Consider the following 19,129-nt stretch of genomic DNA (forward strand, 5'->3'; position numbering starts at 1 on the left):
AAATTCGAATAATTCGAGTTTAACGCTAGCAAATTAAAGCTAATTCGTGAATTTGTGGTTGAAAAAATTTTAAAACGGATATCCAATAGCGATATTCAAAATTAGATTGTCTTTTCGCCAGGAACTGCTTCCGAAATTGATATCATCAATTACCCATCTTTGTCCGTCTGGTAAAGCTGGATTTCGAAGCGGCATGGCTAAATCGGTTCTTAAAATCAGGAATGACAAATCGAAACGCAAACCAACTCCTGCTCCAACAGCAAGTTCTTTCATAAAATCTTTCGAAAATTCAGCTCCCGGTTTATTAGGATCGGCATTTAAAAGCCAGATATTTCCAGCATCTAAGAAAACCGCTCCTCTTACGATACTAAAAAGTTTTGCACGATATTCGGTACTGAATTCCAGTTTTATATCACCTGATTGGTCTGGAGTATAGTTGTTCGTTAAGTTATCTGGAAGCACATAACTACCCGGACCTAAAGTTCTTGCTCTAAAAGCTCGTATACTATTGGTTCCACCTGCTACAAATTGTTTTGAAGTTGGAAGGGTATTCGAATTTCCATATGCAAATCCGGCACCAACAATTAATCGGCTGGCTAATTCACTTTCTTTACTCAATTTCAAATAATGTCTAAAATCTGATCTGATTTTCACATATTGGCTAAACGGAACATCAAATATGGTTTTTACATTATCTTTATTATAATTTGCACCTGTAACTAATCCAGTTATGTTTCCTGCTAAATCCAATTCTCCGTTAAAATAAATGGTATTTTTTCGGCGTTTCTGCATGGTATTCGTATACGTGTAATTGTAAGTTGGTCCAAAAATCAATTGTTTTTCAATTACTTTACCCAACGCCGGATCTTGAGCAATGTCGTCCATATATTCTGGCGTAACGTGATTTGGACTCACATACGTAATGTCTACTACATTTAATTGATGTTCTTTACGGATGTTCTCTTTCCATAAATATCCAAAAGAGGTATTAAAGGAATTCAAAGCATACAACTGGGTTCTTTTTTGATATTCGTATCGCAGTGTTACTTTAGTTCTAGGTACATATTCGCTGTTTCCTTCAATGTTAAAAGGCGTTATAAATCTTGGCCAGGTCAAACTGGTTTCGGCTCCGAGTTTATAGATGTTTTTCCCTTTATTTACACCTCCAAGCTGAAAATCGGCACCGCCAAAAATGGAGAAAGTAAATAATTCTGCTCCACGAAAGAAATTACGGTTATTCCAGTTTACATTTACTTCTGTTCCGGTATAACTTGCTGAATTGGTTTTTCCTAAAACCTCAACTCGTATGAATTTCTTTGGCAGAAGTGTTAAGTAGTAATACGAATCTAAAGCATTTTTAATACTGTCTGACGGTTTAAATTCGTTCTTTACAAAACTGAACGTTCCCAAATTTACAAATCGGTTTAAGGTTAGATTATGATCTTTTCTATTGTACAAATCTCCTTTTTTAAAGTAAATTGTACGATCATAAACTCTTGGTTTAAAAGTCTCTGTAGTATCTATAATCGTAAAGTCTTTGTACTGCTGAATATTTCTTTTTCTGTACACCATGCTGTCATTCGTCAGCGAATAATTAGGATACACAAAGATTTTATCAATTTTATAAGCTGTAAGTGCTTTTACAGGCGTGTCATCTTTTATTACCAATCGAATATTTACTTCGTGATCGCCTTTACTGCTGTCTACTTTTGCCAAAATATAATCGGGATTAAAATAGTAATATCCTTTTTCTTTTAATCGGGCATCGATTCGTTCTCTTTCGGCTTTAATTACATCCAAATCGTACGGGTTTCCAACCTTCAGCAGACTTCTTCGGCTTGATCTTCCAATAATTCTGGACATCGCCAGCGAATCATCTGGAAAAATGACACTTTTTATTTTGTATTGTTTTTTTGGTGTAACAGTATATTCTGCTGTTACTCTTTTATTTTTAGCAGTAGAATCAGCGCTAACGCGGGTTTTAAAGAAACCTCTGTTTTCTGTATAATTTCGTAAAACAGATGCATTGTAATCTAAATCAACCTGACTAAAAAGCACCGGCGGTTCGCCCACTTTATTACGAAGCCAGTAACGTGTTCCTTTTTCTTTTTTAGGTTCTCCGGCAAGATTGTAAATCCATAATTTAGGACGAAGACCGAGAAATTTTTTATTAGGTTTCGGGCGCAGTAATCCTTCCAATTCTGTTTCAAGTGCTTTTCGTTCCTTTTTTTTCAACACAGAATCTTTCACCGTTACAGAACCTCCTGTGTAAAGCAATTCACCTTCAGGCAGGTACTTTGTATTGCTGCATCCTAAAACAAAAAATAAGGAAAACAGCGTCATACACTTTAAAAATAGGCTTATATGATTATGTTTTTTGTTCATTTCCTTCAATTTGGTTTTCTTGCTGATTTTCCTGTAATTTTTCCTTTTCTTTTGCTTCTCTCTTTTTTTGTTTTTCTTTCTCTTTACGAAGTTTTTCTTCTCTTATCAATTCCCTTTCCTGTTCGGTACGATGGAAAAGTTCTCTGAATTTATTGTAACTCATCGTAATGACAAAGGCAACTCCGGTTTCAATAACCTGACCTTCAACAGCTACCTGATACTGATTTTTTCTATAAGCACGAACCATATAACGTCCGTCTTTTGTTAATTGATAATCAAGGGCAACGTCTCCGGCAATATTGGTGCTTTCTTCATTGGCACGTTCCTGTCCTTCTACTCCAAAACTGCTTCCTACTGTAACTTTTAATCTATCGTCCAGCAGTTTTTTAGAAACCTCAACATTCAAATCGGTTCTGTTCTGCATGGTTCCAGTTGTATAATCTTCAGTAGATTCCAGATCGAAATTGACTTCAAATCCTGTAATAAGTTCTCCAGCCAGATTGTTTAATTGCTGCGAAAGGATCTTACTCACACTCTGTCTGGCAAACGATTCGGCATTTACCCCGCCGCTTTCACTTTGGAAAGGATTTTCGCCCACAAATCGGTTAAGTAATAAAAGGGCAAAAACCTGTTTGTTTAATTCAGCCGGATCTTGTTCTAATTGCTTTAATCTGCTTTGTGTCAGTTCAACTACATCTGATGAAACATTATAATTACCTTCTGGCAGTTCAATTCCAAAAGAGATTTCCGGCTTCATTAATTCTCCATTCATTTTCAATAAGGTATTGAACGGAAGTTTTTGTTTGTATGTGTTTTGTATCGTTGTACTTTCGCTTTTCAACTGATTGCCTAGTAAATCGATCGGCGCCGTGTTGACTTTATAAATTGCGGTTATATTAACATTAGCCATTGTTGGTTCACCGTTCCAGGTTATGAAACTTCCTTTTTGGATATCAAATTTTCTTTTTATTCCATTGAAGTTCATTTGATAAGCACCATCAGAAAATTCATATTTACCTGTCAGAGTTGTTTTTCCAGATTGATCGATTCCGCCTACTAGTTCTGCTTCACCTTTCAAATTCAAATAATCCCCATTTGATTTATCGATTAATAAAGTCAATTCTGCTTCTTTATCAATTGAAATGGCAACATTTACATCCATTCCTTTAAGCTCTGACTGATTTAACTGATTTTCCAGCTCAACAGTCTGCTTTAAGTACATATTGTCTTCATTCACAAATTCAACAATTCCTTCACGATCTGCAATCGAAGGATCTGACTGCGGCAGCACCACTGTAAATTTGGTTTCTTTATTGATTTTAACTGTTCCATCAATAACAGGACTATCCAGATTTCCTTTAACATTCAGTTTGGTATCCAGAAACAAATCGCCATAGAACAAATCATTGTCTTTTGCTTTCGAATTTATGGCTCTGAAATCATTGGCTTCGACTACTAAATCAAAATTGTATTTTCTAAAATCAGGAGATTTTATATTCCCGTTTACATATAATTCGTTGTCGTTTTCATCAAAAAGAGAGAATTTATCAAAAGTAATCGTCTCATTGCTGAAAGTGATTTTTTCGTTTTTAGTTTTAAAATATGAATTAAGTTGTGTGACTCTAAAACCAGTATCATTAAAATTTAATTCTCCATTAATCTGCGGTGCTGCAGTATTTCCGGTTACTTTAAAATTACCAGATAGATATCCAGTTCCTTCGGTAATATTACCCATTGTAAAGCCCTGAATGCTTTTTATGTTGAGTTTATTGATATCGATATCAAAATCAAAATTTCCAGCTTTAAGCTGATAATCTCCCGTTAATTTAAGGTCATTTCCTTCGTCACTTAACGTCACATTGGCTGCAAGAGTATTGGCTGTTTTGTTGTCTACTTTTACTTCTAAATCGCCGACTTTTTCTCCTTTAAAAGCAAAATCATCAATTTTTAAGTCTGATGTAAAAGTGGGGTTTGTCATTACATTTTCGACAACTGCATTTCCGTTAATTAAACCCTGCATCAAAACTTCGTCTTTTTTCACCATATTCATGATGGTCTCAATTTTGAAGTTTACAAAATCGACCTGTAAAGGCGCGTTGTCCTGCGTTCCCTGCGACTGAACTTTTAATTCGTTTCCGTTATTATTAAGATTGAATTTGTTTACATACAGTCTTTTTCCTCCAAATTCGATAGCATTTTCTGGATCAACATTCCATTTATCGTAATTTAAAACAAAGTTTTCGGCATCGAGTTTTACAATGTTTTTAGAATCTTCTGTTTTAAATTCTCCAGCTATATAATATTGTTGTTTTTGTTTGGCGTCCTGAACTTCAAGAGCATACGTCAAAATATTATTCTGCACATCACCTCTTAAAGTGGTAAACGGAACTTTTAACGAACCGCTTTCTATTGTAGCGATAGAAATCGAGTATTCTAAAGCATTTTCTTTGGCTTCAATATTTATTTTTCCATCAGAAATAGTGTTTTCTCCATACGTGATTCTTGGAATAGTTCCTCTAACCTCTAATGAATCGGTCACATTATTATATTTTCCCGTAATTTTAATCGGCTCTAAGCCAGTTAATTTCGGGATCAGTTTAAAAAGAATCGGGTCATTATCAACCGTTAAGGTAAACGCTAATCTTTGCTCATCTGATTCTGCGTTTACTTTTGGAGTTTTTAAATCAATATATTTCGATAGTGATTTTTTTACTGCATTGGCAAGCGTTGTTAATTTGTATTTCCCGTCGACTTCTGCTTTTAAAAACTGAGACGAAATTTTAATATTATTTTTGGTGTTATCTGAAAACGCAATTACACGAACCGAATCTAAAACGATTGGCTCAGCATCTTTCAAAATCTGAACATTCGACAAGAATACTTTTCCGTTTAAGAAATCAGGATTGCTGTTAGTAATATCGGCGTCGACATTACCGCGCAGTTTCATTGGCCCCGCGTGTAAGTTGAGTTTTTCTAAATCGGCAATATCCAGATTTAATTTTAATTTGATGGTTGGATATTTGTCTTTTGTATCACCGCTGGCCGTTAAATCAAAATTCAAATTTGGATCTTTCATTCCCGATTTTACGGCAAAAGATCCGTTTTCGATATTTCCTTTTAATGCTAGATTTTTATATTCATATCGGTTAAAAACAGCTTTCTGAACCAAACCGTCAATTACGGCATTAGCAGTTTTTGGATCTAAACCATTTCCTTTAACTTTTGCTTTAAGGGTAATTTTTCCAATTGAATCATTTTTGATTAATCGGCCTAAATCAAATTCCTGCAGCAACACATCTGCATCGTATTTTTCTCTTTTCTTAATGCGCTGATCGAATAAGGCATCGATCTTAGCATTTCCAAAACTGCTGTTTAAAGCCAGATTGGTTTTAAAATTCTGAATTGAACCTTTAAATTTTCCCTGCAGATTTAACTGCGAAGGCAATTGAATATTCTTCGGAATTGTTCCAGCCGGCACAAACATATTGATGTCTTTTGAAGTGCTCGAAATCTTCTTGATATTCAAATCATAATAAGCTTTTTGAGCATCAGGAAGTCCAGCAATCTTCCCCGAAAGGGAAACTTTTGTTGCGCCAATACCGCTCATTTCAAATTTTGAAATATTCAAATCTTTTACTTTTCCGTTTACACGGCTGTCTATATATACAACCGCATTTGGATTGCTTTTAAACGGATTTGTTTTCTGTAAATCTGGGACGAATAACAGAATGTCTTTGAAACCAATTTTAGACTGTTTTAAATTGGCATCGACAGCTAGATTTCCTAAATCTTGTTGAAGTGATGCAAGCGATTTATATTGAGCTTTTACTTTGTCCTGTACTAATGTCTGCGGTGTTTTTAAATACAAATTATCCAAAGACGCATTTTGAGGTCCATAAAAGAATTCGGTTTTTAATGCCTGAATCTGTAAACCGCTTTTTTCGTTTACGGTCAGTGTTTTTATATTTCCCGAAATGGTATCGTTTCCGTAATATAATTTCTCTGCTTTAAAGTTGAATTTATTCAAATCCAAATGCATATAATCAATTCCTTTTGTTTTGGGTTTTGACTGCATATCATCAAATTTGAAAGCAATATTTTCTAAATCAGCATCGTTCAGCTTTACTTTCCAACCCGCTTGTTTTATGGCTGTTGAATCTAAATTTGGTGCTTGAATCTGCTTATCTTTTGCACCCAGACGCAAATTTCCTTTAAGATTTTTAACTTCAAAAGTATCAAAATCCAAAAACTGTTTATTAAGATCAATCTCATTTACTATTAAATTTAAATTTCCTAAACGAATCCCCGAATTAAGTTTGGAATCTTTGTTATCATAAAGAATATCAATTTTAGAAAGGCTGATTTTTCCGAGTTCTAAATTGAAATCTTTTCTTTTCGAAATGGTATCGACAGTTTCAACCGAAACTTCAGCAATTTTTTCGACAACATCTTGATCTAAAACTAGTTTTAATCCATCGAGATTGATTCTCGGAATATTAAACTTCATATTATCCAAGTCGAATTCCCTAAATTTCGTATCAAAATGTGTCAAGTTTACCCGAATATCGTTTTTAGAGTAATCGTCTTTAAAATTGAATTTAACCTGATCCAAATTGACTTTTACAACCGATATTTTAAACGGTTTGCTATTCGGATCTTCAACTTTTGGTTCTTTAGATTCGAATGCTTTTATGATATAATCGAAATTGAAAACGCCGTCTTTGTTTCTCGAAATATTAGCTTTTACATTTTCAAGAGAAACAGAGTTGATTTCGAGTTCGCTGCTAACAAGTTTAAAAAGGTCGACATCTACTTCTAAACGTTTACCTGCCAATAAAGTATCTTTTTTTTGATCTTCAAAATAGAAACCTTCCAGAACTACATCTTTAGGGAATTTAATGAGGATTTTATCGAGTGAAACCTTAGTTTTTATTTTCTTATGGAGATAGGTAACGGCTTTATCTTTAACGAAATTTTGTACGGACGGAACCTGAATCAAAATTATAATAAGCAACAATAAGGCGATTACAGAAATCCCGCACCAAAGCAGAATGCGAAGTGTTTTTTTAAGAAAATAAACGGGTTTCTTATTCATACGCCAGTAAAATCAATTAGATTAAATTGCTTGTGGAAAAAGCAGGGTTACACATTTTACAAAAATGTAAAATTTAACCTTTAACAATTTACATAATTATGAGCAATTCTTCTAAAATTTTACGGTGAAATAGTTAATTTTCTTACTTTTCGTTGTAAGAAACAAAGGTTTAAAGAACGGAGTTTTTCCTTTTAGAATTTTATATGGGGCTGTTTTATTCCTAAAGTATTTATCTTTTGCTGCAGTTTGGCTAAGAATTTTTGGTGCTGTTCTGACTCGGGATTAAAACTGCGGTGGCGAAGACTTTTCTGGATTTCATCTACTTCTTTCATAACTAAAAAACTGTCTTCTGAAATGTAATTTTCACTGAAAAGTTTCCAAATGTAATTAATCGCAATTTGGTTGGGATGAAGCATATCTTCGTTGTAAAAACGATAATCGCGGAGTTCGTCCATCATGATTTCATAAGAAGGAAAATAATTATGAGTTATGAGTTGTGAATTATGAGTTTTTAAAACGTCGTGAAGTGCTGTAAACAAATGTGATTTGCTTAGTTGGTTTTCTATAAATCCATCTTTAATGTGGCGAACTGGAGAAATGGTAAATATAAAATTGATGTTAGGATTCAATCCACGAATTAATTCAATTGTATTTTGAATACTTTTCTGAATAACTTCTGTCGAAAGCAATTCTTTTGAAAATTGTTTCTGCGGTACTTTATGACAATTAGCGACAACTTCATCGCTTTCAGTACTTCTGTAAATCCATGAAGTTCCCAATGTGATGATGACGTGCGTAGCTTCTTTTAATTGTTTATGCGTTTCTGTAACTGCTTTGTTAAGTGTTTCGAGCAATTCTTGTCTGTCTGAATTACTTAAATCCGAATGAACTTCGAAAGAATGCCAGCGTTCGTTATGAAAAAACACATCTTTTTCGCCGAAGAAATTTTGTTCGCAAGCTCTTCGAAACAGCTTTTCGATTGAAACTGGATTAAAGATTATCCCGAAGGGATTGGTTTCATTTTGAAATTTAAAATAATCGAATTTCTCAGCCATATTTTCTGCAAAACAGGAACCAATAGAAAGTACTTTCGAATTATAATCGATTGGATGGTTACTTTTTGAAATTGGGATTTGAGTTCTGAATTGCATTACATGATGGTTTTAATACAAATTTCGATTATTTTATAGAAACAAAAAAGCCCAATGAAAATTTCATCGGGCTTCTTTCTTAATTTCGATTTCTTAGTAGAAATATTCTGTGCTGTAGTTAGATCCGTCTATATAATCTACACTTTTAACTGGATATCCATCTGAATTATAAGTATAACTATAGGTTGCCACTACTGCTCCGTCTGATGTTTCTTTGATTTCATTGTGAGCAATTCCAGTTGCTTCACCATCAACAAATGCAATTTTTTCAAATCCTAAAATATGTTTTGCGGGATTATTTTTAGTATCGTAAGTATATTTACGGTTTGCCGATTCTGAATTGATAATATCGGTTACTTCACCATCAACAAATTTAATAGTAGATGTTCCAGAAAGGTAATCCTGAACATCTGCATCTCCGCTGTATAATTTTACCGAAATTGTTCCGTCAGCATTATGAGTAAATACTTCTTTATGCCCTCTTAATTCGCCATTGTCACTTTCAACTCTTAAAAACTCTGATAATTTTCCTTCAGAATTATATTTAAAAGTATTGGTCTGTTCTATTGTTCCATCAGGAAGTTTAAATTCAATTTTCGTAATTAAATCACCTGTATACGTATAATACATCCCGACCTCACCTGAGTCATCAGTAATACTTACAATTTTATTACCATCGTATTTATAATCGACATTCACTTTACTCTGACCATCCTGACTGGTTAGAATTACTTTTTTTAATAAAACTGATGATTCTGCAGAATCAGAAGAAGGAGAATCTTGGCTGGAACAAGAGCTTAGCAGCAGAGACAAAGCTCCAAAAAGACATAGAATTTTTTTCATTTTTGGGGTAGGTTTGTGTTAATTGACCTAAATGTAAATAAAAACGGACCCCAAAACCTAATTTTTTTTAAACTTATTTTAATACTAAAAAAACGTATTGTGGTACTTCTTTAATTAAATTAGTTTAAAAGAAACATATAAATATCTAAAAATCAAAAAAGTAAAATTTGATTATTCTTCATCAGAAAAAATTCGTTCCAAACAACGAAGCACGTACGAATACTTAGCCCTTTTCTTAATTTTTTTATGATCTAATTTCAGCTTTTTATTCTTAAATCAAAGAAGAAAATAGTAAGCAAAAAAATTAGATTTTAAATAACATAAATGAACTTCACAAACTAAAACAATTCCTTATTTTTGCATCTTCCATTTTTTTAATTATTCTATGAAATTATTATATTCTTATATAGTCAAGCATAAATTATTGTTGTTTTTTGCTTTGATTATGGCTTCTATAAACATTTGTTTCAGTTTATCAGATTCTATTATTACCGGTAAATTAATGCAGGACTGCGGAGTTGGTTTACACAAATACCAAGGAAATCCAACTGGTTTCATCAAAGCATTATCTTTCTGGCTTGGACTTTCGCTTGGTGCAGCGATGATTTCCAGAATTACCAAAAACTTTCAAGATTACTTTACCAATGTTGTCATTCAGAGAACGGGTGCGCAAATGTATACTGATGGTATTAAAAAATCACTTGACCTTCCGTATGCCGAATTTGAAGATCAGCGAAGCGGTGAAACTTTAAGCAAACTAACCAAGGTTCGTTCTGATTCGGAAAAGTTAATTACACTTTCCATTTCACTTATTTTCCAAACAATTGTTGGTTTTATTTTTGTGATTTTCTATGTCGCAAGAATTGATTTCCGAATTTCACTTATCTTTTTAATTACTGCTCCCATTATTGCTTTGGTAAGTTCTTATTTGGGTAAAAAAATCAAAATTGTTTCAAAGAAAATTATCAACCAGACTAATGCTTTAGCAGGTTCCACAACCGAAAGTTTGCGAAACATCGAATTGGTAAAAAGTCTTGGATTGACGTATCAAGAAGAGAAACGTTTGAATTTGAATACTTTTAAAATTCTTCAGCTAGAATTGGAGAAAATCCGTTTTATCAGAAGTTTAAGTTTTATACAAGGAACAACAGTTCACTTTTTAAGAACCTGTGTGGTTTTCACTTTATATTATTTCTTGTTTGGAGGAAAAATTATTGTGGGCGATTTATTGACGATGGTATTTTTTACTTTTTTTATTTTTGGTCCGCTTCAGGAACTTGGAAACTTCATTATTGCTTTGAATGAAACCAAAGTTTCGATGGAAAATTTCAAAACATTATTAAGTGCTCCGAAAGAATTCCGTCCGAAAAACCCAAAACATGTTGGAGCAATTCAATCTCTATTGTTTGATAATGTGAGTTTTCAGCATAAAACGGCTAAGTTCAAAGCGGTTGAAAATATCAATTTCGAAATCAAACAAGGGCAGACCGTTGCTTTTGTCGGGCCTTCTGGTTCCGGAAAAACTACTTTGGTAAAATTATTAGTGGGTCTTTACACGCCTGCTGAAGGTCAGGTATTATATAATGATATTGATTCTACCGAAATTGATTTACTAGACTTACGAAAACAGTTAGGTTTTGTAACTCAAGATGCTCAATTGTTCTCGGGTACCATTCGAGAAAACTTATTGTTCGTAAAACCAAATGCAACCGACGAAGAGTTATACGATGCTTTAAAAAGAGCCAGCTGTGATAAACTTTTAAGACGTGCCGAAGATGGTTTAAATACTACTATTGGTGAAGGTGGAATTAAGGTTTCTGGTGGTGAAAAGCAGCGTCTGTCTATTGCCAGAGCAATTTTAAGAAATCCGAATTTATTGATTTTTGATGAGGCGACTTCCGCTTTGGATTCAATTACTGAAGAAGAAATCAACGACACCATTCGAAACATTTCAGACAAAAACCGAATAACGGTTTTAATTGCACACCGCTTATCAACCGTAATGCACGCTGACAGAATATTTGTTCTGGAACAAGGTAAAATCATCGAACAAGGTAAACATGATGATTTAATTGTAGAAAAAGGACTTTATTATGCTATGTGGCGCCAGCAGATTGGGGAGCGAAAGTAATTTAAGCTATTAGCTAAAGCATTTTCTCTTTGCGCAGAATTAATCTCGCAAAGACGCAGAGTCGCAAAGTTTTATAAGCTTTGCGACTCTTTGTTTATCTAATTTTTTTATTAAAGATTACTTACTACTCTTTTGATACCAAATTTTATTATTGGCACATTAAAATTTATTAGTAACCCTAATTTCATTTTTGTGATTTTGAGATAGGTCAAAACTTGTTTTGCGTGAATATCTGTCAATTGTTCTATTGATTGACTTTATTCTCAACTATTAAATCAGCACGAAAACCAATATCCAAATATATTTTATCCCAAATTACAGGCAGTACTTTTTGTCTTTCTACACTTAAACCTCTTTTAGTTAATTCGTGAAACAAAATAGCTTCATAAACTGATTCCAATAAACCTGGTCCAAGTTTTACGTGTATTTTATAGCTAACATCAACCACAACAGCTGAAATTTCATTCTCGTTCATTTATAAAAATTAAAGTATAAACCTATAAAAAAATAAATTTAAAAATAAAAAAACCGCAAAGCTTATAAAACTTTGCGGCTCTGCGTCTTTGCGAGATTAAAAACTATTTCACAAACTCAATTGCTTTAGCTAATGCTTCTGCAATTCCGTTTGCATTTTTACCTTTTCCAGAAGCGAAGAAAGGCTGTCCTCCTCCATTTCCTTCAATATATTTCCCCAATTCTTTGATAACCGCATTAGCATTCAGACTTTTTGAAGCCACTAATTCTTTTGCGATATAACAATGAATATTTGGTAAACCATCTTCAATAGAAGCTAAAAACACAAATGAATCTGCTTTCGAACTTCCTAATACCGAAGCTAATTCTTTAGTCGATGCCATGCTCAAATCTACTTGTTTTGCAAGGAAATTAACTCCGTTTACTTCTTGAAAATCTTTTTCAAGTTCGGTTTTTAATGCACTTACTTTTTCTTTAAGCAATTGCTCAACTTGTTTTTTAAGTTTCGTATTATCGTCTTGAAGTGAAGCTACAGATTTTAAAATATCCTGTGGATTTTTAAGTGTTTCTTTTATCTCAGATAATGTGTTTTCTTGATTTTGATAGAAGTTTTTCACTGCATCTCCTGTAATCGCTTCAATACGACGGATCCCAGCTGCAACAGCACCTTCAGAAACAATTTTGAAATGCCAGATATCTGCAGTGTTCTTTACGTGAATACCTCCACATAATTCTTTACTATCTCCAAATTCAATCATACGAACAGTATCGCCATATTTTTCACCAAATAAAGCCATTGCGCCCTTATCTAATGCTTCCTGAATTGGAATATTTCTGTATTCGACTAATTGTAACTGCGCTTCAATTTGAGCATTTACAGAAGCTTCAACTTGTTTAATTTCTTCATCAGAAACTTTACTGAAATGCGAAAAGTCAAAACGTAGATAATTAGGATTTACCAATGATCCTTTTTGTTCTACGTGTGTTCCTAAAATGTTTCTCAAAGCCAAGTGCATTAAATGCGTAGCCGAGTGATTTTTTGAAGTTGATGTTCTTAAATCAGTATTTACTTTTGCAGTAAAAGCAGCTTCAATGTTTTCTGGAAGCTGTTTTGCAAAATGTAAAATCAAGTTATTTTCTTTTTTAGTATCGATAATCTTGATTGTTTCATTTGCAGAAACAAGTGTTCCTTTATCTCCAACTTGTCCTCCTCCTTCTGGATAAAACGGTGTATTATCTAAAACAATCTGATACAAAATACCATCTTTTTTAGAATCAACTTTTCTAATTCGAGTGATTTTTACTTCGTTTTCTGTTTTATCATAACCTACAAATGTTTCTACATTTCCAGGAATCAAAACATTCCAATCTTCTGTAGAAACTTCAGAAGCCGCACGAGAACGTGCTTTTTGTTTTTGCAATTCAACTTCGAATTCTGCTTCATTATAAGAGAAACCTTTTTCTTTTAAAATCAAAGCTGTCAAATCCTTTGGAAAACCAAAAGTATCGTACAATTCAAAAACCTTTGCTCCTAAAACTTCTTTTCCTGTAGTTTCTGCCACAACATTTTCTAACAATTGTAATCCTTGCTCCAAAGTTCTTAAGAAAGACGCTTCTTCTTCACGAATTACATTGGTAACTAATTGCTGCTGTGATTTTATTTCTGGGAAAAATTGTCCCATTTGATCTGCTAACACTTCTACCAGTTTATTGATAAAAGGTTCTTTTGTATTTAAGAATGTAAATCCGTAACGAATTGCACGACGTAAAATCCTACGAATTACATAACCCGCTCCTGTATTTGATGGTAATTGTCCGTCAGCAATTGCAAAAGCAACCGCACGAACGTGATCTACCACTACACGAATGGCAATATTGACTTTGTTTTGCTCTTCGCTGATGTTTTTAACCGCATCAGATGTATATTTTAAACCTGTAATCTGCTCTACTTTTTCAATTAGCGGTGTAAAAACATCTGTATCGTAATTAGATGTTTTTCCTTGCAAAGCCATACACAAACGCTCAAATCCCATTCCGGTATCTACGTGTTGTGCAGGAAGTTTTTCTAAAGAACCATCGGCTTTACGATTGAATTCCATGAATACATTATTCCAGATTTCAATTACCTGCGGATGATCATTATTTACAAGACTTTTTCCACTAACTAAAGCTTTTTCAGCTTCTGGACGTAAATCAACGTGAATTTCAGAACAAGGTCCGCATGGTCCCTGATCTCCCATTTCCCAGAAATTATCTTTCTTATTTCCTAAAATAATTCGGTCTTCGTCGATTAAAGTTTTCCAGATATCCCAAGCTTCTTGGTCAAAAGGAACATTATCTTCTTTACTTCCTTCAAAAACAGAAACATACAGATTTTCTTTTGGAATTTTATATACTTCTGTCAAAAGCTGCCATGCCCAGTTAATTGCTTCTTTTTTGAAATAATCTCCAAAAGACCAGTTTCCAAGCATTTCAAACATGGTATGGTGATAGGTATCAAAACCAACATCTTCAAGGTCATTATGTTTTCCTGAAACACGAAGACATTTTTGCGTATCGGCTATTCTTGGACTTTTTGGAGTTCCGTTTCCTAAGAAAAATTCTTTAAACTGGGCCATTCCCGAGTTATTGAACATTAGGGTTGGGTCGTCTTTAAGAACAATAGGAGCAGAAGGAACAATAGTATGCCCTTTACTCTCAAAAAAATCTAAAAATTGTTTACGTACGTCTTGTGATTTCATATTAAAATTAGAAAATGTGTCTGTTTAAAATGTGTCAATTTGAAAATTAGACAATTAGATAATTCGTTTATTTGATGATGCATTTATTTTTAAATTGAAATTAAAAAAACTTATAGTTTAGAACAATAAATTCTTTATTTTGCGCATTATCTAATTATCTTGTTGGTCCAATTATCTAATTAATTTTGTTCTTGTAAAAAAGCCCTGAACAACTGAAACATTTAGTAAATTTGCTCGACTAACTCATTTTACAAGCTGCAAAAATAGGGTATTTTAAAATATGGCGAAAGTAAAATATTATTACGACTCAGAAAATCTGGCTTATACGAAAATAAAAACCAGAAAAAGAATAAAAATCGGTTATGCATTGCTGTTTTTACTAGCCTCTGCCCTATTTGGATTTTTAATTTTTGTACTCTTAATTAACACTCCTTATTTTGAAACCCCAAAAGATCGTCTGCAGGCTCGTGAAATTGAGAATTTAAAATTGCAATATTCCATTTTAAATAAAAAACTAGACGAAATAGATGCTGTTGCCGATGCTTTAGAAGACCGCGACAATAATATTTACCGAATTTATTTTAATAAAGCCGAAATCCCAGATTCTATCCGAAAAGCTGGTTTTAGAAATCCAGAACGATATAAAATTTTAGAAGGTTACAATAACTCGCAATTGGTTTTAAACACTACGAAACGAGTAGATCAGCTTTCAAAACAATTAGCGATCCAGTCGAAATCATTAGATGAAATATTAAAACTTGCCAGTGTAAAAGGAAGTCTATTATTGGCAATTCCTGCCATTCAGCCAGTCCGAAATGAAAATTTAAAACGTGTCGCGTCAGGTTTTGGATATAGAATTGACCCTTTCACGAAAGTGCGCAAAATGCATAACGGAATGGATTTTACAGCCAGTACAGGCACTCCTGTGTATGCCACCGGCGATGGTGTGGTTGATCGAGCTGACAATACTGCTTCTGGATACGGAAATCATGTTGTAATCAGGCATGGTTTTGGATATGAAAGCCTCTACGCCCACTTAAGCAAATACAACTGCCGACCAGGACAAAAAGTAAAAAGAGGTGATGTAATTGGTTATGTAGGAAGCACCGGAAGATCGGAAGGCCCGCATTGTCATTATGAAGTTCATAAAGATGGAAATGTCGTAAACCCGCTGAACTTCTATTACGGAAATATTTCAGCTGCCGAATATGTTGCTATTTCACATATGGCAAACCAAGAAAATCAATCATTAGATTAATACTACAAAAAGTATTATTTTTGAAATAAATTAGAACAAAAAAACATGCACATTGAGCTTTCAAAAGATAAAAGATATTACAGCATTGGCGAAGTAGCCAAAGCTTTTAATGTCAATGCATCGTTGATACGTTTTTGGGACAGCGAGTTTGACATCCTGAAACCCAAAAAGAATGCCAAAGGCAACAGAATGTTTACTCCCGAAGATATTACAAACCTTCAGTTGATTTATCATCTGGTTAAAGAAAGAGGTTTTACACTCGAAGGAGCCAAAACACACTTAAAAGAGGGTCAGAAGAAAACATTAGATAAATTCGAAATAATACGTAAATTAGAGACCATCAAAACACAATTAAACGAAATCAAAAACGAATTGTAATTAAACATAAATTTAAATCGAAACAAATATGAAGAAAGGATTAATAATTCTTGGAGTTGTTGCTGTAATAGTTATTGGATTGTATAGCTGGGCAAGTGGAATTTATAATACTGCAGTGACACTTGACCAAGACGTAAAAGAAAGTTGGGGAAATGTTAACACTGCTTATCAAAGAAGAAATGACCTTATCCCAAATTTAGTTAGTACTGTAAAAGGATATGCACAACATGAACAAAGTACTTTAACAGCCGTAATAGAAGCACGTGCCAAGGCAACTGGAATTACAATTGACCCTACCAATGTTACACCTGAACAATTAGCCGCATTTAATTCTGCACAATCAGGAGTCACTTCATCATTGTCAAAATTATTAGTAAGTGTTGAACAATATCCAAATCTTAAAGCTGATGCAAGTTTTATGAAATTACAAGATGAACTAGCTAGCACTGAAAACCAGATTCAAACTGCTAGAGTACGTTTTAATGAAGCTGTGAAACCTTATAATAATAATATTAATACTTTCCCAAGAAATATTTTGGCTGGAATGTATGGGCTTAAAGAAAAACCATATTTTGAAGCTTCTACGGGAGCAGATAAACCTGTTGAAGTAAAATTCTAAAAGCATATTTTAGACAAAATCTAAAATCAACAATCTAAACTCTAAAATCATTTTTATGTCGAAAGTAGAAGATTTTTTAACCAAAGAAGAAGAGCACGAAATTGTTGAAGCTATTCGTATGGCTGAAAAAAACACTTCCGGTGAAATTAGAGTACATATAGAAAAAACATCTTCTAAAGCTCATTACGAAAGAGCTTTAGAAGTTTTTCATGAATTACGAATGGATGAAACCAAATTGCAGAATGGAGTATTGCTTTATTTTGCCGTAGAAGATAAAAACTTCGTGATTTGTGGCGATAAAGGAATTAACGATTTGGTATCTGATGATTTTTGGGATTGCACCAAAGATGTCATGACCAATCATTTTAAATCTGGCAATTTTAAACAAGGTATTGTAGACGGTATCCTCAATGCCGGCGAGCAGTTAAAAAAACACTTTCCTTCATTAGAAGACGATATTGACGAATTATCTAACGAAATCTCAAAAGGATAAATGATGAAAAATTCCAAAAATAAAATTCTAAATTTCAATAGAATTTTTCAAGTTACCCTTTTGTTGATTGCATTTTTTACTGGCAACAGTATTTTTGCTCAATTTGACATTCCTAAAAAGCCTGATTTTCAAACTTCTGTTTACGACTATGCCAATGTTTTAAGTGCATCTGAAAAAACGCAATTAGAAGAAAAATTAATTCGTTACTCAGATTCCACCTCAACTCAAATTGTGGTTATTACTATCGAAAGCTTAAAAGGCGAAGATATTGGTATTCTTACTCCAAAATGGGCACATGCATGGGGAATTGGACAGGCCAAAGAAGATAATGGCGTATTAATTCTTTTAGCTAAAACTGAAAGAAAAATATGGATTTCACCAGGTTATGGACTCGAGGATCGTTTAACCGCTGGAATTGGAGGAGAAATAGTTAGAAATATTATTATTCCTGAATTTAAAGCAGGTAGTTACTATAACGGACTTGACAAAGGTGCTGACGCCTTATTTAATGTTTTTAAAGGAAAATATAAAGGTGAACGTAAGCAAAACAAATCAAAAGATTTTCCAATACTTCCGTTTATTGTGATCGTTGTAATTGTCTTAATTTTACTATCTCGTGGCAAAAAAGGAGGAGGAAATTCGGGGAGCAGCGGTGGAGGCCCAAGCCTTTTAGACGTTATTATTCTAAGTAATCTTGGAAGAAGCGGAGGCGGCGGATTTGGAGGTTTCGGCGGTGGATCATCAGGCGGAGGCGGAGGCTTCGGTGGTGGATTTGGCGGCGGCGGATTCTCAGGAGGAGGTTCTGGCGGTAGCTGGTAAATTAAATTTTGTTTCATGTTTTAAGTTTTGTTTAAAGTTTCAAGTTATCTTTGAAGATATTTTAGTTTCAAAATTTAATTCATAATTTACAATTCATAATTCATAATTAAAAAATAGATGTTATCACATAAAGCAAAATACGCCCTTAAGGCCTTACTTTATTTAGCAGAACAAGACGAAAATCACATTTCCAGAACAGTGGAAATTGCTGAAGGAGCTAATATTCCTAAAAAGTTTTTAGAACAGATTTTATTGGATCTAAAAAGAGGACGTTTTGTGAGCAGTAAACAGGGAAAATTTGGTGGATATTATCTGATAAAATCAAAAAATGACATCACTTTGGCAGAAATTCACCGATTATTTGACGGTGCAATTGCACTTTTGCCATGCGCTTCTTTAAACTTTTACGAACCTTGTTCTGATTGCAAAACCGAGTCAGAATGCAACCTACGCCATGGTTTAATGCTTATTCGCGACAAAACTTTAAAGGCAATGGAAGGCATCACAATCGCTTCATTAGTAAATAAATAAAAAAATATTTTTTAATTCCTAGTAAATCGATAGAATTTATGTATATATTTGCCAAAAATATTTAACAAACCATTTACAAAATTTTAACCCATGAAAGAACAATTTAGTCCCTCAGGTGTCACAAATCTTTTGCAAAAACAAAATAGGCAGTTCACAGCTGTAAAGAATGCTTCATCTATGATGTGTATGTGTTGGTAAAAAAAATTTAATA

Annotated in this window: 14 protein-coding genes; 7 read left to right on the top strand and 7 right to left on the bottom strand. The window is 33.5% G+C overall.

Annotated elements, in window-relative coordinates; genetic code table 11:
- Positions 1-69: 69 nt before the first annotated feature.
- From P2W75_RS00440 to P2W75_RS00455, 4 genes are all read right to left on the bottom strand, one after another.
- Positions 70-2,385 (bottom strand): BamA/TamA family outer membrane protein, encoded by a 2,316-nt coding sequence (locus P2W75_RS00440; protein WP_276378507.1) that lies wholly within the window; start codon positions 2,383-2,385, stop codon positions 70-72.
- Positions 2,369-7,480 carry a translocation/assembly module TamB gene (locus tag P2W75_RS00445; RefSeq protein ID WP_276378508.1) on the bottom strand — a complete coding sequence of 1,704 codons (5,112 nt, stop codon included), beginning with the start codon at positions 7,478-7,480 and terminating at the stop codon, positions 2,369-2,371. Before P2W75_RS00445 ends, P2W75_RS00440 begins: the two co-directional genes overlap by 17 nt.
- A 191-nt stretch (positions 7,481-7,671) precedes the next feature.
- Entirely contained in the window at positions 7,672-8,631 is a 960-nt protein-coding gene (locus tag P2W75_RS00450) for a GSCFA domain-containing protein (RefSeq protein ID WP_276378509.1), read from the bottom strand.
- 93 nt (positions 8,632-8,724) lie between these two features.
- Positions 8,725-9,474, bottom strand: coding sequence for a hypothetical protein (locus P2W75_RS00455; protein WP_276378510.1), 750 nt, complete (start codon positions 9,472-9,474; stop codon positions 8,725-8,727).
- Positions 9,475-9,859: 385 nt separating this feature from the next.
- Between P2W75_RS00455 and P2W75_RS00460 the strand changes: the two genes are divergently transcribed.
- Positions 9,860-11,605 (top strand): ABC transporter ATP-binding protein, encoded by a 1,746-nt coding sequence (locus tag P2W75_RS00460; protein WP_276378511.1) that lies wholly within the window; start codon positions 9,860-9,862, stop codon positions 11,603-11,605.
- 110 nt (positions 11,606-11,715) lie between these two features.
- Here the strand turns inward: P2W75_RS00460 and P2W75_RS22545 are convergent, their stop codons facing one another.
- The 3 genes from P2W75_RS22545 to alaS form a co-directional block, all read right to left on the bottom strand.
- Complete coding sequence (locus P2W75_RS22545) at positions 11,716-11,844, bottom strand: GxxExxY protein (RefSeq protein ID WP_306801506.1); 129 nt, start codon at positions 11,842-11,844, stop codon at positions 11,716-11,718.
- 5 nt (positions 11,845-11,849) lie between these two features.
- Positions 11,850-12,080, bottom strand: a complete 231-nt coding sequence (locus P2W75_RS22550; RefSeq protein ID WP_306801507.1) for a GxxExxY protein — start codon at positions 12,078-12,080, stop codon at positions 11,850-11,852.
- A gap of 103 nt (positions 12,081-12,183) precedes the next feature.
- Positions 12,184-14,820, bottom strand: a complete 2,637-nt coding sequence (gene alaS / locus P2W75_RS00470) for an alanine--tRNA ligase (protein WP_276378512.1) — start codon at positions 14,818-14,820, stop codon at positions 12,184-12,186.
- 280 nt (positions 14,821-15,100) lie between these two features.
- Here alaS and P2W75_RS00475 point away from each other — a divergent pair, with 280 nt between their 5' ends.
- The 6 genes from P2W75_RS00475 (at position 15,101) to P2W75_RS00500 (ending at position 18,918) form a co-directional block, all read left to right on the top strand.
- Complete coding sequence (locus tag P2W75_RS00475; protein ID WP_207297539.1) at positions 15,101-16,078, top strand: M23 family metallopeptidase; 978 nt, start codon at positions 15,101-15,103, stop codon at positions 16,076-16,078.
- A gap of 45 nt (positions 16,079-16,123) precedes the next feature.
- Positions 16,124-16,456: a MerR family transcriptional regulator gene (locus P2W75_RS00480; protein WP_026985753.1), complete on the top strand. Its 333-nt coding sequence runs from the start codon at positions 16,124-16,126 to the stop codon at positions 16,454-16,456.
- Positions 16,457-16,484: 28 nt separating this feature from the next.
- Positions 16,485-17,075, top strand: a complete 591-nt coding sequence (locus P2W75_RS00485; protein ID WP_276378513.1) for a LemA family protein — start codon at positions 16,485-16,487, stop codon at positions 17,073-17,075.
- Positions 17,076-17,130: 55 nt separating this feature from the next.
- On the top strand, positions 17,131-17,568 hold the full coding sequence (locus P2W75_RS00490) for a TPM domain-containing protein (RefSeq protein ID WP_207297541.1): 438 nt from the start codon (positions 17,131-17,133) through the stop codon (positions 17,566-17,568).
- Positions 17,569-17,571: 3 nt separating this feature from the next.
- On the top strand, positions 17,572-18,387 hold the full coding sequence (locus P2W75_RS00495; protein ID WP_276379900.1) for a YgcG family protein: 816 nt from the start codon (positions 17,572-17,574) through the stop codon (positions 18,385-18,387).
- Positions 18,388-18,504: 117 nt separating this feature from the next.
- Positions 18,505-18,918, top strand: a complete 414-nt coding sequence (locus tag P2W75_RS00500; protein WP_207297543.1) for an Rrf2 family transcriptional regulator — start codon at positions 18,505-18,507, stop codon at positions 18,916-18,918.
- The last annotated feature ends 211 nt before the right edge of the window (positions 18,919-19,129 follow it).

The sequence above is a fragment of the Flavobacterium sp. H4147 genome, from assembly GCF_029360735.1.
In the GTDB taxonomy this organism is placed as follows: Bacteria; Bacteroidota; Bacteroidia; order Flavobacteriales; family Flavobacteriaceae; genus Flavobacterium; species Flavobacterium endoglycinae.